We start from the raw sequence: 14,944 nt of genomic DNA on the forward strand, positions 1-14,944 counted from the left end.
GTTTATGTGACCTAAAACCTAATAAGATTGGTATAACATATTAAAATGACTAATAGTGTTACTGCAAATATGGTACATATACGTATACCACATAAAAAAATATTTGCTCAAACTTTTGGCACTACTAGCCGAGCATTGTAACCGCAAAGACCACAGACATGAACCAAAATAAACATCACATTACTGATGTCGCTATCATTGGCAGCGGCGCCGCTGGCCTTTCTCTTGCTTTATCTCTTGCTAACCATTGCAAGGTCACTGTACTAAGTAAAGGTGCATTGACTGAAGGGTCAACCTTATATGCACAAGGTGGCATTGCCGCGGTATTTGATAAAAAGAATGACAGCATTGAATCTCATGTTGAAGATACACTCGATGCGGGTGGTGGTTTATGTGACCGAGATGCGGTGCATTACACTGCAAGCAATGCTAAGACGTGTTTAAAATGGCTAATCGAACAAGGTGTGCCTTTTGATATGGAGTTTGACTCAAAAGGTAAAGAGCGCTTTCATTTAACTCGTGAGGGTGGCCACAGTCATCGCCGTATTTTACACGCTGCAGATGCCACTGGTCGCGCAGTGCAAACAACTTTAATTAGCCAAGTACAAGCCCATCAAAACATTACCTTGCTAGAAAACTATAATGCGATTGATTTAATCAGTGATAAGAGCCTAGGTAAAAAGGGCAAACATATTCATGGTTTATATGTATGGAACTGTGAAGAGAAAAAAGTCGAAACAATTTCAGCCAAATTCGTTGCACTTGCCACTGGTGGAGCCAGCAAAGTTTATCTATATACTTCTAATCCTGATGTATCAAGTGGCGATGGTATTGCCATGGCATGGCGTGCGGGGTGTCGGGTTGCCAATATGGAATTTAACCAATTCCACCCAACTAGTTTATATCACCCAGAGCTACAAAACTTTTTGATTACCGAAGCAATGCGTGGTGAAGGTGCATATTTAAAACGCCCCGATGGCACCCGTTTTATGAAAGATTTTGATGAGCGTGAAGAGCTTGCTCCTCGCGATATCGTGGCTCGTGCTATCGATTTTGAAATGAAGCGCCTTGGTGCGAACTGTGTCTATCTTGATATTAGCCACAAAGACAAAGACTTTATCATTGAGCACTTCCCTACCATCTATGCAAAATGTTTAAGTGTAGGCTTAGATATTACTAAAGAAGCCATTCCAGTGGTTCCGGCTGCACACTATACCTGTGGTGGGGTGATGACTGACTTTAATGGCCGCACAGATTTAGACAACCTTTATGCTGTTGGCGAAGTTGCTTACACAGGCTTACATGGTGCTAATCGCATGGCGAGTAACTCGTTACTTGAGTGTATTGTGTTTGCCCATGCCGCAGCGAAAGACATCTTAAGTAAAATCGATGAAAGCCCAGCCCTTGAAGCCCTCCCACTATGGGATGAAAGCCGCGTCACTAATTCAGATGAAGAAATCGTCATCACTCATAACTGGCATGAACTAAGATTATTTATGTGGGATTACGTGGGGATTGTACGCTCAACTAAACGCTTAGAGCGTGCCCTTCACCGTGTGGAGTTACTACAACAAGAAATTCACGACTACTACGCTAACTTCAGAGTGTCTAATAACTTATTAGAGCTTAGAAATCTCGTGCAAGTAGCTGAGCTGATAATTCGCAGTGCCCTTGAGCGTAAAGAAAGCCGTGGTTTACACTACACTATTGATTACCCAGAGCAAAACGACAATCCAACACCAACAATACTGACCCCTAAGTCGGTTGCTGCACTGCAATAACAGCACGTTTCAAACGCGAAAAATACACGTCTTCTACACTGGCTGCTGAAATAATCAGCCAGTGTGACTGATAAAACCCCTCAAGCCTGAGCACTACGTAGTTTGCAAAGATATAACTTTTCGGACTTATCTCGCCTTGCAATTGAATGTTGTCACTCACAAATCTTAACTGTGAGTATTCTAAAATAACTGTGCCGTTTTCAGGATGTGCTTGTTTTGCTTTTTTAAAACTAATAATTCCTGCAATTAGGCTAGATGAAATAGCAAATATTTGTGTTATCAAGGAGTGGGCGGTAAGAAAGAACGCTATAGCAAGAAAACAAAAAAAGACCACAAATGGTTTGTGGTCTAGTTTATTATTTTTAACGACAAACCTATACACGAACTCGGTCTAAAATTAACGAGACCATAGTGTTTAGTTCTGGATCTTTACACTCTTCATGCCCCATGAACCATGCGAACAAATCAGGATCATCGCTCTCAAGTAAGCGTTGAAATACAGCTTGCTGCTCTTTGCTAAGTGAGTCAAACGCTTCTTCAACGAATGGCATGAATAAAACATCAAGTTCCAACATACCGCGACGGCATGCCCAACGAATACGTTCTTTACTGTGAATTTCAGTCATTTTAAACCTCGTACTTATTTGTCTGCAGTTTAACAAATTGCCATCGAATAAACAGCTATTTAAATTGCCACCCTAACTAAGTTATCATTACCTCTCATTCATATCGTAAAGAAGGTTTTTATGTCGACTGTTTACGCATGTCCTTTATCTTATTCGCTTATCAGCCTAACTGGCAAAGATAAGCTGTCTTACCTTCACGGACAAATTACACAAGATATCAATAAGCTCAACAAAGATAACTTTTTATGGGCTGGACACTGTAATGCCAAAGGCAAACTTTGGGGTGTGTTTAGACTTTTTGAGCATCAAGATAGCTACTACCTTGTGGGCACAAAACCTGAAGTTGAGCAGTCACTGGTAGAGTTAAAAAAATATGCGGTATTTTCCCAAGTAGACATTCAGCAAAGTGAAAAACCGCTTATTGGCCTAATTGGTGATGACCTTAATAATACACTTAAATCACTCAACATTGAGTTTGATGAGGAACACAGTGCCGTTGACTTTGCTGGCGGTAAAGCATTAAAACTTGCTGATAACCGTGTTCTACTGATGGTCAATAACGACTTTTGTTTACCAGACGAAGTCACGGCCCTTGATGATGATGCACGTTGGCAACAAGCTGCAATTGCAGCTGGTGAGCCATCTTTAAATAGCGATGCCATTGGCGAGTACGTACCACAAATGGTGAACCTACAAGCACTAGGCGGTATCAGCTTTAGAAAAGGTTGTTATACCGGCCAAGAAACAGTCGCTCGCATGAAATATCTGGGCAAAAATAAACGCGCTATGTATATCGTTGCAGGCACAGCCGAAGGTCAACTTGATGAGCTTGAGCTCGAAACCAAGATGGGCGAGAATTGGCGTCGTGCAGGCAAGCTAATTAGCCAAAGTTATAATCAAGATACGCAAACATTAATGGGCCTTGTTGTGCTGCCAAACGACAATATGGCAGGCCAAGTGTTGCGTGCTAAACACCTCCCTCAGGTTGAGCTATCAATTCAAGCTCTGCCTTACTCTCTCGAAGATGAATAAATAGGAAAGACTATGATCGTAGCAGCAAACAAAGTGGTAAAAATGCATTATTCAGTATTGGATAATAACAAAAACACTATCGACAACTCTTTCGATGGTGAACCACTGGTGTTTATCGTGGGCACTGGCTACCTAATTCCAGGCCTAGAGGATGCGCTACTAGGTAAAGAAGCCGGTGACACATTTAGCGTAACTGTAGAACCAGAGCAAGGCTATGGTGAACGTCATGATGACTTGATGCAAGCTGTGCCTAAGTCGATGTTCGAAGGAATGGAAATCGAAGTTGGTATGCAGTTTCGTGCGACAACTGATGCCGGTGATCAATCTGTAATGATCATCGAAATCCAAGATGAAGATGTGATTGTAGATGGTAACCACCCTCTTTCAGGCATCACTCTACATTTTGATGTTGAAGTACTTGAAGTACGCGATGCAACAGAAGAAGAGTTGGCACATGGTCATGTGCACGGTGAAGGCGGTTGTGGTCACAGCCACTAGGCCATTACTAAAAAAAGCGCCGAGGGCGCTTTTTTTATATCTGCTGTGTGCTTATTCAGCTGCTTTCTGTGCATCCAGTGCTGGCTCTGGTTCAGCAACATGCTCTCTAAGCGCAGCAAGTAAACCTGCTTGGTCATTGGTCCCTAAGCGATACTTTGTACCGTCTTTCATAGCAAGCTCTACGGCACTGAATCCAGAGACACTGTAAACCCACCCATCATGTGTAATACGCAGGCCTATGCCATGTCGAAATGAGTTGCTTACTGCCCGAACAGATTCAATCTCATCAAAGGTAACTGTTTTACCAAATACACCCGGACCGAATGCCCAGCTTACGTTTTTATCACTCACCTTAATGGTTAAACCATGAAACAAAAAGGCCACCAGCACTAAGATAGCACTAAACACCATGAGTGGAATATCTGCACCAATTAAATTCCATGCTAAGGCAATAAAGCCGCCAATCCAGCCTAAAATAACAAAAATAAAAATAGCGTACTGCTTATGTTGATACATACTGAGATATTCTCTTAAAAGCTATAAACAAAGGTCGCACTCAGCTCAGAATCGTACTTGAGCTTTTCTTCTTCCGGTTTTGAGTTATAGCGATACATATAAGTAAATTTGAGTGATACATCACCCATAATTTTGCTGATCAATGAGGTTTCTGATTTTAAACGCGAGTTTAATCCCGACAACGATTGTTCATAACTGACGTCTTGATTAAAGCGAGTGCGAGCAGAGACCGTACGCTCCCACTGCAATGCCATTCGAAGTAAGTAACCTGTTTTTGTTTCATCTTCTTCTGTGGCTGTCTCTTGATCTGCCACTGAGCGATACAAACCGGGTCCTACGTCAATATCCACCTTATTTTTACTACCTTGATAAATACGATTTCCGTATCCTGTCGCAACGGTACTTTTAAACTCTAGACCACTAAATTTATCTCGTTCGTAATCACTATAAATAAAGAATGATTCGTTTTTGACATTCAGCTTGTAGTTGCCTTGCCCAGATACAAAGATACGATCCGCAGACACTTCTTCAGTTCCTGTTTCATCGTTACGATCGCGCTTATACAGGGTGTCGAGCTTAAATTGATTACGCCACTTTTCAAAGTCTTGATAAAGGTTACCTTTAAGTTTGAAGCTGGTTGAATCTGTATTACCACGACTTACCATAAAGCCAAACTCAATATCACCATAAAGCAACTCGCCTTTATGAATTTTATGGATCTCTTCTTCTGATAATTGCCCGTATTCATGAAAGTCTTCAAACGGATCAACAGCAAAAGCCTGCCAACTACTAACGAGCATGGCGGCGAAGATAATTCGTTTTAGGGTATTAAAACAATTAAAAGTAGAGTCAAACATCAGCTGGCGCGTTATTCGCTATCTTTCCAAAGTATGTGGCAAAACGGAGCATCTTTATCTCGGCTAATTAAAATCTTGGCGAATAAAATATCTTGGTTTTCAAATTCAAGTCCAACTAAGACTTGTACAAACAGCTCAGGTTCAATTTCTAGTGCAACAAATTCTTGCCACTGCTCATCAGGCTCACCTTCTTCAATGAAACCCAACTCTTCTCTGTGTTCATTAAAGTCAGCAATATCCTGCTCGTTCAAATTATCAGGTGCTAACTCTAAAAAGATATCATATGCCTGATGTGTTACTTCTTCTTCACTATATAAACGTGGACCTGCCATTGTTCAAACCCTCTGCGCATTCGGATTGCGTTAATCGGAATATGATAACAAACCTATTTTCTTTTTTGCCAAAAAAAAGCCAGGTTACCCTGACTTTTTTGTTATTTTTTATCAATTATTAATCGTGAGCTGACTCACCCTTGATTTTTTCGCGCATAGATTGCACTAAAGTATAAAATAGCGGCACTAATAAAGTACCAAAAATTGTGGCGGCAAGCATACCAAACAACACTGTGATACCAAGTGAAATTCGGCTTCCTGCCCCTGCCCCACTGGCAAATACCAGCGGTAGTACACCAAGCACAAACGATAATGCCGTCATCAGTACTGCTCTAAAACGTAACTTGGCTGCATTTAATGCCGCTTCAAATATAGTTTTTCCTGCAGCCCGCTCTTCCATAGCAAATTCAACAATCAAGATGGCAGTTTTGGTTGAAAGACCAATTAGCAGCACTAACCCCACCTGTGCATAAATGTTGTTTTCCATACCAATTACGTACAGCGCAAGCATGGCACCAAATAGCGCCAACGGTACCGCAGCAATAACCGAGAAAGGAATTGTCCAACTTTCGTATTGCGCTACTAAGAATAAGTAAACAAATACCACTGCTAAGCCGAACAAAATCGGAGCCATGTTACCGGCTTCAATTTCTTGTTTCGATTGGCCTGCCCATTCGTATACATAGCCCGTTGGCAATTGTTCAGCCAACTCTTGCATTACTTTAATAGCATCACCACTTGCATAACCCGCCGCTGGTTGTCCGCTAATGCTTGCACTACGATATAAGTTAAAGTGCGTTAAACTTGTAGGGCCAAGAATTGGCTCAAGTTTAGCGAGTGTTGTGAGCGGCACCATGGCACCTTCATCATTTCGTACATAGTAATACTGCAAGTCTGTTGGGTTCTGTCTAAATTGGCTTTCTGCCTGCATGATCACTCGGTAAGTACGGCTAAATTGATTAAAGTCATTAATATATAATGAGCCTAATTGCGCTTGTAGCGTCAAGAAAATATCACTCAATGCGACCCCTTGTGCTTTCGCCTTATTACGGTCTACCTCTAATAAGTACTGTGGCACATTAGCCCTAAAGGTACTGTATACATTAGAAAGTTCTGGTCGCTGGTTTGCTTCATAAACAAGGCCATTTAACACTTGAGCAAGCTCTGCTGGCTCACGCCCTTCACTGTCTTGTAATCTAAACTCAAAGCCTGCACTAGTGCCAAGCCCGGGTATTGAAGGAGGGTTAAATGCCATGATTTGCGCATCTGGCATTGCCCAGAACTGTCCCATCAAGCGGGTTAAAACCGAACGTAAGCCAAGCTCAGGACTCGTTCTCTCTTCCCAATCTTTCAGTACCACGATACCCAAAGCGTTGTTTGAGCCTGCACCACCAAGTAATGAAAAACCAGACACCGCAATAAAATCGGTTGCAGCTGGTTCATTTTTCACAATATCGCCCAACTTGTGCATCACATCTTGGGTACGGCCACTTGCTGCAGCATCTGGAAGTTGCACATCTACAAACAAGAAGCCTTGATCCTCTGCTGGTACAAAGCCCGTAGGAACGGTTTTCACCAACCACCCAGCAGCTGCAAAAATAACCACGGCAAACAGTGCCATTCTTGCTGTACGTTTTAGGATAAAGTTAATAACTTTACTGTAACCATTGGTTGAGCGCGTAATGATGTTTTCAAATGGTGCTAACCATTTAATTGGCTTCATGGCTTTTTCATTAAGCAGTAATGCACATAATGCAGGACTCAAGGTTAATGCATTAACGGAGGAAATAAGCACTGCAAACGAAATCGTGACAGAAAATTGCTTATAAAGCTCCCCCGTTATCCCTGGCATAAAACCAACAGGCACAAACACCGCAAGCAGCACTAAGGTCGTTGCCACTATCGGCCCTGATACTTGCTCCATCGCCTTTGTGACCGCTTCTTTTATTGGTAGCTTTTCTTCTTTTAGTATCCGTTCAACGTTTTCTATAACAATGATGGCATCATCAACAACAATACCTATTGCGAGTACCAAGCCAAATAAAGTGATCAGGTTAATGGAATAACCCATCATCATCATAAAAGCAAAAGTGCCCACTAAAGATACTGGAATAGCGACCGTTGGAATAAGCGTTGCGCGCCAGTTTTGTAAGAATAAAAAAACCACTAAAATAACCAAGCCAACGGCTTGAACCAGAGTAACCACCACTTCTTCGATTGAACGGTTAATAAATTCTGTGGTGTCATAAGGAATAGAATACTTCACACCATCGGGCAATTGTTTTGCAAGCTCTTCCATTCGTGCTTTAACATCGTTAGCTACTTGCGTCGCATTCGCTTCAGTCAATTGGTAAATTACAATAAACGCGGTGTCTTGCTGGTTTAATTTTGCGGTGGTGCTATAACTTGCCGCCCCCAGTTCAATGCGCGCAATATCGTTCAAGCGCACAAAGTTACCGTCTTTATTTGAGCGAATTATGGTTTGACCAAACTCTTCTGGGGTTTTTAAGCGCCCTCTTGCTTGAATCGAGTATTCAAATTGCTGACTAGGAGCCGATGGCGCAGCACCGAGTTTACCTGCGGCTACAATAGTATTTTGTTCTTGCAATGCAGCCCGCACTTCAGCCACAGTTAAACCAAGCGAAGCCATACGATCTGGGCGTAACCACAAGCGCATTGAATAGGTTTGCTCCCCCATTACCTCAGCAGAAGCAACCCCGTTAATACGCCCTAACGGTTCAGTTAAGTAGTTAGTTGCGTAATTGCTCAAGAAGATTGCGTCAATATTTTCCTTATCAGAGTAAAGGTTAATACCGAGCAACATTGAACTAGACTTTTTCTTAACCGATACACCTTGGCGCTTCACTTCCTCAGGTAAACCTGACTCCGCCAGTGCAACTCGGTTTTGAACATTAACTTGAGCAATATCAGTATCTGTACCGACCTTAAAGTACACCGTAATATTCGCGGTGCCATTGTTCGATGAGGTGGATTCTATGTACATCATATCTTCAACCCCATTGACTTGCTCTTCAATGGGTCGCACAACAGACTCTTCAACGATCTGCGCACTTGCGCCTGGGTAGCTGGCAGATATCTGCACTTGTGGTGGTGTTATTTGCGGGTACATATTCACTGGCAATAATGACATTGAAATCAACCCCGCGATGGTAATAACAATCGATATTACCAAGGCAAACTTAGGACGAGATATAAATGTTTTACTGATCATATCTCACTCCTAAGAGTTAGCTTTGCTAGTGATGGTGCCCGTTGTCGGATCGACTTGCTTTTCTACCGGTTTAACCTCAGCGCCTTGACGCACTTTTTGTAAACCTTCAATAATGACTTTTTCACCAGCCTCTAAGCCTGACTCAACAACCCACATAGCATTAATGCGTCGACCTAATTGAACAATGCGCATAGCAACTTTGTTTTGATCATCAACAACAAGTACAAATTTCCCTTGTTGATTTTCCTGCACAGCGACTTGTGGGATCAGCGCTAATTCTTTTTTATTCGTGCTTTCAACAATTAAGGTAACAAATAAGCCTGGCATCACGATCCCCTCAGGATTATCGAACGCAGCTCTTAGCTCTACAGTGCCGGTGTTTTGATTAATTTTTGTATCTGCAAAATCAAGCACACCTTTATTTGGGAATGTTGAATTGTTAGGAAGTTTAAGAGTTAAATCGATGGGTACATCTTGCGGGTTGCTCTCACTAGTTTGATGCTCTTGACGATAACTAATGTAGTCCCCCTCTTCCACCTGAAAACTAACATAGATAGGGTCAACATCTGTCAATTCAGCAAGCTCATTTGATGATGGGCCAACAATATTCCCTACATCGTAATTTACTTTACCAATGCGCCCTGTAAATGGAGCATGTATTTCGGTGTAGCTTAAATTTAATTCTGCTTTTTCAAGTTCAGCTTCAGTTGCCTTTACAGCTGCTGTTGCTTGTTCGAAATTAGTGGTTAATTTATCTAGATCAGACTGAGAGATAAACCCTTCAGAGGCGACTTCTCGGCCGCGCTTTAAATCGCGTTCAGCTGAACTCGCTGCTGCAATTTTACTTTTTAGATCGGCTTTTACTTTTGCCACTGTCGAGCGGTATTCAGACGGGTCAATACGCAGCAGCAACTGGTCTTTCTCAACAGTAGAGCCTTCATCGAAGTGACGTTCTATTAACTCACCCTCTACACGAGCTCTAATTTTTACTTCTTGAAACGCTTCGGTTCGTGCTACAAATTCACGATAGTTGCCGATTTCTTTTGTAGAGACATTAAACACAGAAACAGCCGGAGGCGGCGTAGCTTGTTGTTTTGCTTTATCATCTGAACAGCCAACCAATGTGGTTGTTAATGCTACAGAAATTGCAGCAAAAGCCAAAGAACGAGATGATTGTTTAGTTATGCGAGCTGTTTTGCGCATCAGCATATATATACTCCTTGTAGCGCGACTTAAAGCTAAGTCTAGTCGTGTCATGGGATTTTGCGAAAGTATCTAACTAATCACAAAATCAAACTAGCTATGAACTAGCATCTTTGTTTTAAAAATATACACCAATTTGTAACTAAATATATGACAAGGTTACCCATTTTTGGAAAATATAATGATTCCTTGCGACACATCAGCAATTCTTTACTTAGTTGTAATTAGCTCGTAAGCTCTAACAAACAGGTCAGAGGAGTTACCATGATAAAACTAGAAATAAAACAACAGGTCGCATGGGTAAGCCTTGCTCGTCCCGAGAAACAAAATGCACTCAGTTTTGCCATGTTTGTCGAACTTGCAAACGTAATCAAAAAAATTAAACGCGATCGCAGTTTACGCGCTGTAGTTATCTCTGGCGAAGGCGACCATTTTTGCTCTGGTCTTGATGTTGCTGCGGTGATGAAAAAGCCGAGTAATATCATCAAGCTGTTATTCAAGTGGTTACCAGGAAACCAAAACTTAGCGCAAAAAGTGGTGTTAGGGTGGCAAGACTTAAGTATTCCGGTGATTGCAAAAGTGACCGGACATTGCTTTGGTGGCGGTATGCAAATCGCACTCGGTGCTGATTACCGCATCGTCGATAAAAACGCTAAATTAGCGATTATGGAAGCGCGTTGGGGCCTGTGTCCTGATATGGGGGCAAACGTAGTACTTGCAGGCTTAATGAAGCGCGACCAAGCACTTTGGTTAGCAAGTCATGCAGAGCCTATATCAGCTGAAGACGCTAAAGAATATGGCTTGGTTACGCAGCTGACTGATAATGTCGATAAACAAACCGATGCTGTCCTTGAAACCTTAATGGCCCGCTCGCCAGATACGCTTGCTGCAATTAAGCGAATTACCCAGCAAAGCTATCGCTCACAGCAGCGTAAAATCCTCGCTAAAGAAACCTGGAGTCAAATTCGCTTACTGATGAATCCTAATACCAAAAAGGCGATTGCGAAGGCAAAAGGTGCAGAGGATATCCAGTATAATAATGCCAAATCATGGTAAGCTAAAGTCGCATAGTACAACTGACAAGGGTATGATGTAGTTGTACTTTATTCGCAATTATTCACAATCATGAAATACCTTATCAGTAGTGCCATCATCCTTGCTTGTTTAGCCATTGCTAAATATTTAACGACTTTGTTTGCAAGCACATTCCCTGCACCATTACTTGGCATGGTTTTATTACTCATTCTTCTTTTAACAGGCTTAGTTAAAGAGCAAGATTTAAAACCCTCAGCTACCCCATTACTGAACTTTATGCCGCTGTTTTTTATTCCTGCAGGCGTCGGTATTATTGAGCATTTAGGAGTTATTAACGAACACTGGTTACTCCTTCTTACCGTGTTTATTATTGTTCCCCTGACGAGCATTATTCTCATTGGCTCACTATTCGCCTACTTTAAGGGGCGCGAAAATGACAGTTAGTTTATGGTGGTTGAGCATTCCTTTAACTGTTTGCCTTTTCTTGGTTTTACGTTTTTTAAACGCTAAAACGCAACATGCGATCAGCAAAGCTTTAACTAACCCAGTGTGCTGGGCAATCGTGTTAGTTTCTGCACTGTTAGTGGCACTAAAACTCCCATATGAGCCTTTTGCCAAGCACAGTAAAGTTTTAAGTTGGTTTTTAGAGCCTGCTATCGTAGCTTTAGCATTACCGCTTTATCAGCAATTTATACATGTCAAAAAAAACCTGTTATTGATTCTTATTAGTTGTAGCTTAGGTGTGATCAATGCAACAGTGGTTGCTTCATTTATTTGTTATTTATTCGATGCGCCTGCACAGCTAAGCGCCTCACTCGCTAGTCTATCGGTCACTACGCCAATAACGTTACTTGTTACAGATGCTCTTGGTGGTATTCCCTCTTTGGCAGCAGCTATGGTGATATTCATTGGTGTGCTGGGAGCCATATTTGGTAATTTGATTTTCTCGCTGATAAATATCCGCAATGCGCAAGCAAAAGGTGTCGCAATCGGCACAGCTTGTCATGCAATAGGCACTGCATCATTAATTGTAGAGCAACCTAAAGCGGGGGCATTTGCCTCAGTGGCAATGGCATTAAGTGCACTACTGAGCGCTATAATAGTGCCGCTACTCTATCCTGTTATGCAATATGTTCTGGTATAGTCAGCATTAGCAGTAACCTTGTTAGGAAAACATATGATTGAGTCTGAAATACAACAAGTCGAGAAATACTACAATCTGATCATGGAATATTTGGTCACCTACAGCATGCAAATTTTAGGTGCCATATTAATTCTCTTCATTGGTTTATGGATAGCGCAAAAAGTGTCGAATATGGTTGCAGGTCTAATGCAACGTCACAATATCGATATCACGCTGACTAACTTTGTCAGTAATGTCATCAAAGTATTACTGATCATCATGTTCTTGGTTATTGCCCTTGGCAAAATTGGCATTAGCGTAACCCCTTTTGTCGCAGCGATTGGTGCCGCATCATTAGGTGCAGGTTTGGCGCTACAAGGCATGCTGTCAAACTATGGTGCAGGCCTTGCTATCATTGCAACAAGGCCTTTTGTTGTGGGTGATACTATCGAAGTAAAAGGTGTCAGTGGGCAAGTTAAAACCATTGAGCTTGGTCACACAATTCTAATAAACGAAGAAAAAGTCGAAATCACCATTCCTAACAAACATATTGTTGGTGAGATTTTACATAACTCGTTTAGCTATTCATTAGTTAAAGGTGAAATAGACATCGCCTATGATGCCAATGCTGATCTCGCTATTGAGCTTATTGAAAAAGTGTTAGACGAGCATGAACTAGTTAGTGATGCTCCTCATGCACAAGTCGGTATTGAGCGCTTTGCCGACAGCGGTGTTACCTTGAGTTATCGTTATTGGGTGCCAACCACCAAAATTATTGAGACTAAATTAGCGGTGAACCGCAATGTATTTAAAGCAATTCAAGGTGCGGATATCGAAATACCATTCCCGCAACGAGTTGTTACCCTCAATCAAAATAATGAAGAAGGCGCTTAATAGCGCCTTTTTTGCAGCTCGTCGACAGACATTGTGTTTATTTAAAAGACTGTAGTACAATTTGAATGATAACAATTACTATCATCAATTAACGTCGAGCTATTTTTACCATGAGTAAACGTCTTTGGTTCCAACTGCATGGTTGGTTTTCGCTTCCTGTATGGGTGCTATTTTGCTTTATTTGTGTCACAGGCACTGTGTCTGTGATAAGCCATGAGCTCACTTGGCTCACCAATAGTGAGGCACGTGCAAACAATCCTAACGACTTACCGGCATTGGGGGTTGATGAAGTTATTAATAGCGTTGAAAAAGCCTATCCGACTGCCGATGTAATGAGTGTGCTTACTTATGAGCCTTACTTGGTTAATGCGGTTATTTTCACTGATACCGATAAACCATACGCGGTAGCTTACGTCAATCAATACACCGGCGAAGTACAAGCGGTTAATGACACTATCTCATTCATTGAATTTATGCGTACCCTACACGGCTGGCTATTCTTCCCTTGGCAAGAAGGTTACAGCGTAGGTTACTACCTCGTCAGCGCCATGGCTTTTGTCATTTTAGGCGCACTAGTAACAGGCTTAGTGATTTATAAAAACTTTTGGCGTGCCTTTAGTCAGCCAAAACTGCGTTTTAACCAAGGCAAAAAAACATTTCTAAAAGATTTACATACCCTAAGTGGCGTTTGGTCAATTTGGTTTATGGCAGTAATGGCACTCACAGGCCTGTGGTATTTGGTGCAAGCCATCATGTGGCATAACGAAATAGACATAGAAGAGCATGCGCCGCTGGTGGCTGTGTCAACTTTACCTGCGGATAAACAAACACCGCCTACCGATTTAAAAGCGGCATTGGCTATTACCAAAGAAAAATACCCAGATTTCAAACCTAGCTATGTGATGCTGCCAGAGCATAACCGTGGCATGTTTAACATAATGGGCAGTGGCGATACTATTTTCTACGATAACTACGCCTACTCAACGTCAATCAATCCTTGGACTGGCGAAATCGCAGCAAGCAAAAGCCCAGAAACCATGTCGGGATTACTCACCCTTTCACATATCGCCGATCCGCTGCATTACGGTAATATTGGCGGTCTGTGGACAAAGGTTATTTGGTTTATCTTTGGTTTAATTTTAAGTGGTATGTCGATCACTGGCTTTATGATGTACGCCGCAAAATTAGTAAATAACAAACCTGTAAAAGCGCGCCAAGCTGCGCCAGTAAATAACGTTCAGGAGGCAAACTAATGGCTCGTTTACAAGCAACTTGGTGGCAACGTAAAAAGTATGTTTTACATGCTGTGATATTGGCTTTACCTGTATGGTATATTTATCAGTCATTGAATCCTCAGTTTCCTGCACTTTGGCAAGAACAACAAGCGGGCGAATTTAAAATCGCTCCAATGCCGCTTAATGAAGACGCCCCGTATTCACACCACAATGAGTATGTTAAAGATTTCTTTATCGCCTTTAATCAAGGTGACTTAAGCAATGTTCGTCAGGCGTATTTAAATATTGGCCAAGCGCCTTTACCACTAACGGAGTTTGCTAAAGATGAAGAAGGCATAATGCATGGCACCAATCATGGTCAGCACGCCCATGCGATAGCTCCTAAAACCATATCAGCAGATGATAAACTGTGGATCACCATCCAAACTTGGCAAGGCCAACTGCATACCCTCAAATGGGATATTCCCAGCCAGTTTATTACTCAATAACATTCGAAAAGCCACTCACTGAGTGGCTTTTTTGTATCTCAGCTAAACACTCAAGTCCCTTCCAAAATGGTTAAAGGTAAAATTTTTGTTAA

At 41.9% G+C, this 14,944-nt stretch carries 16 protein-coding genes; 9 read left to right on the top strand and 7 right to left on the bottom strand.

What is annotated here, in order from left to right:
• Nucleotides 1-158: 158 nt before the first annotated feature.
• On the top strand, nt 159-1,781 hold the full coding sequence (nadB, locus tag L1264_RS00915; protein ID WP_199527240.1) for an L-aspartate oxidase: 1,623 nt from the start codon (nt 159-161) through the stop codon (nt 1,779-1,781).
• On the opposite strand, the gene L1264_RS00920 is transcribed toward nadB, so the two are convergent.
• Nucleotides 1,756-2,064: a hypothetical protein gene (locus L1264_RS00920; protein WP_135923784.1), complete on the bottom strand. Its 309-nt coding sequence runs from the start codon at nt 2,062-2,064 to the stop codon at nt 1,756-1,758. The genes nadB and L1264_RS00920 overlap by 26 nt on opposite strands.
• 91 nt (nt 2,065-2,155) lie before the next feature.
• On the bottom strand, nt 2,156-2,407 hold the full coding sequence (locus L1264_RS00925) for an FAD assembly factor SdhE (protein ID WP_135923783.1): 252 nt from the start codon (nt 2,405-2,407) through the stop codon (nt 2,156-2,158).
• A gap of 120 nt (nt 2,408-2,527) precedes the next feature.
• On the opposite strand from L1264_RS00925, the gene ygfZ reads away from it, so the two are divergent.
• On the top strand, nt 2,528-3,439 hold the full coding sequence (ygfZ, locus tag L1264_RS00930) for a tRNA-modifying protein YgfZ (protein ID WP_199527241.1): 912 nt from the start codon (nt 2,528-2,530) through the stop codon (nt 3,437-3,439).
• Between the two features lie 12 nt (nt 3,440-3,451).
• On the top strand, nt 3,452-3,937 hold the full coding sequence (locus L1264_RS00935; protein WP_135923781.1) for an FKBP-type peptidyl-prolyl cis-trans isomerase: 486 nt from the start codon (nt 3,452-3,454) through the stop codon (nt 3,935-3,937).
• 51 nt (nt 3,938-3,988) lie between these two features.
• Here the strand turns inward: L1264_RS00935 and L1264_RS00940 are convergent, their stop codons facing one another.
• The 5 genes from L1264_RS00940 to L1264_RS00960 all read right to left on the bottom strand — a co-directional run bounded on the left by L1264_RS00940 (nt 3,989) and on the right by L1264_RS00960 (nt 10,083).
• Nucleotides 3,989-4,453, bottom strand: a complete 465-nt coding sequence (locus L1264_RS00940) for a hypothetical protein (RefSeq protein ID WP_199527242.1) — start codon at nt 4,451-4,453, stop codon at nt 3,989-3,991.
• Nucleotides 4,454-4,467: 14 nt separating this feature from the next.
• Complete coding sequence (locus L1264_RS00945; RefSeq protein WP_135926247.1) at nt 4,468-5,253, bottom strand: DUF481 domain-containing protein; 786 nt, start codon at nt 5,251-5,253, stop codon at nt 4,468-4,470.
• A gap of 68 nt (nt 5,254-5,321) precedes the next feature.
• Nucleotides 5,322-5,642 (bottom strand): HI1450 family dsDNA-mimic protein, encoded by a 321-nt coding sequence (locus L1264_RS00950; protein ID WP_135923779.1) that lies wholly within the window; start codon nt 5,640-5,642, stop codon nt 5,322-5,324.
• 118 nt (nt 5,643-5,760) lie between these two features.
• On the bottom strand, nt 5,761-8,874 hold the full coding sequence (locus L1264_RS00955) for an efflux RND transporter permease subunit (protein ID WP_199527243.1): 3,114 nt from the start codon (nt 8,872-8,874) through the stop codon (nt 5,761-5,763).
• Between the two features lie 9 nt (nt 8,875-8,883).
• Nucleotides 8,884-10,083 (bottom strand): efflux RND transporter periplasmic adaptor subunit, encoded by a 1,200-nt coding sequence (locus L1264_RS00960; RefSeq protein WP_235403570.1) that lies wholly within the window; start codon nt 10,081-10,083, stop codon nt 8,884-8,886.
• A gap of 258 nt (nt 10,084-10,341) precedes the next feature.
• Here L1264_RS00960 and L1264_RS00965 point away from each other — a divergent pair, with 258 nt between their 5' ends.
• The 6 genes from L1264_RS00965 to L1264_RS00990 all read left to right on the top strand — a co-directional run bounded on the left by L1264_RS00965 (nt 10,342) and on the right by L1264_RS00990 (nt 14,852).
• Nucleotides 10,342-11,133 carry a crotonase/enoyl-CoA hydratase family protein gene (locus L1264_RS00965; protein ID WP_199527244.1) on the top strand — a complete coding sequence of 264 codons (792 nt, stop codon included), beginning with the start codon at nt 10,342-10,344 and terminating at the stop codon, nt 11,131-11,133.
• Between the two features lie 69 nt (nt 11,134-11,202).
• A complete protein-coding gene (locus L1264_RS00970; RefSeq protein ID WP_199527245.1) occupies nt 11,203-11,556 on the top strand; it encodes a CidA/LrgA family protein in 354 nt (117 codons plus the stop codon).
• A complete protein-coding gene (locus tag L1264_RS00975; protein ID WP_135923775.1) occupies nt 11,546-12,256 on the top strand; it encodes an LrgB family protein in 711 nt (236 codons plus the stop codon). Before L1264_RS00970 ends, L1264_RS00975 begins: the two co-directional genes overlap by 11 nt.
• Before the next feature lie 33 nt (nt 12,257-12,289).
• Nucleotides 12,290-13,129 (top strand): mechanosensitive ion channel family protein, encoded by an 840-nt coding sequence (locus L1264_RS00980; RefSeq protein WP_199527246.1) that lies wholly within the window; start codon nt 12,290-12,292, stop codon nt 13,127-13,129.
• Nucleotides 13,130-13,230: 101 nt separating this feature from the next.
• On the top strand, nt 13,231-14,382 hold the full coding sequence (locus tag L1264_RS00985; RefSeq protein WP_199527268.1) for a PepSY-associated TM helix domain-containing protein: 1,152 nt from the start codon (nt 13,231-13,233) through the stop codon (nt 14,380-14,382).
• Nucleotides 14,382-14,852: a hypothetical protein gene (locus L1264_RS00990; RefSeq protein WP_062566741.1), complete on the top strand. Its 471-nt coding sequence runs from the start codon at nt 14,382-14,384 to the stop codon at nt 14,850-14,852. Before L1264_RS00985 ends, L1264_RS00990 begins: the two co-directional genes overlap by 1 nt.
• The last annotated feature ends 92 nt before the right edge of the window (nt 14,853-14,944 follow it).

Source organism: Pseudoalteromonas sp. APAL1 (genome assembly GCF_021532475.1).
Lineage (GTDB): Bacteria > Pseudomonadota > Gammaproteobacteria > Enterobacterales > Alteromonadaceae > Pseudoalteromonas > Pseudoalteromonas lipolytica_C.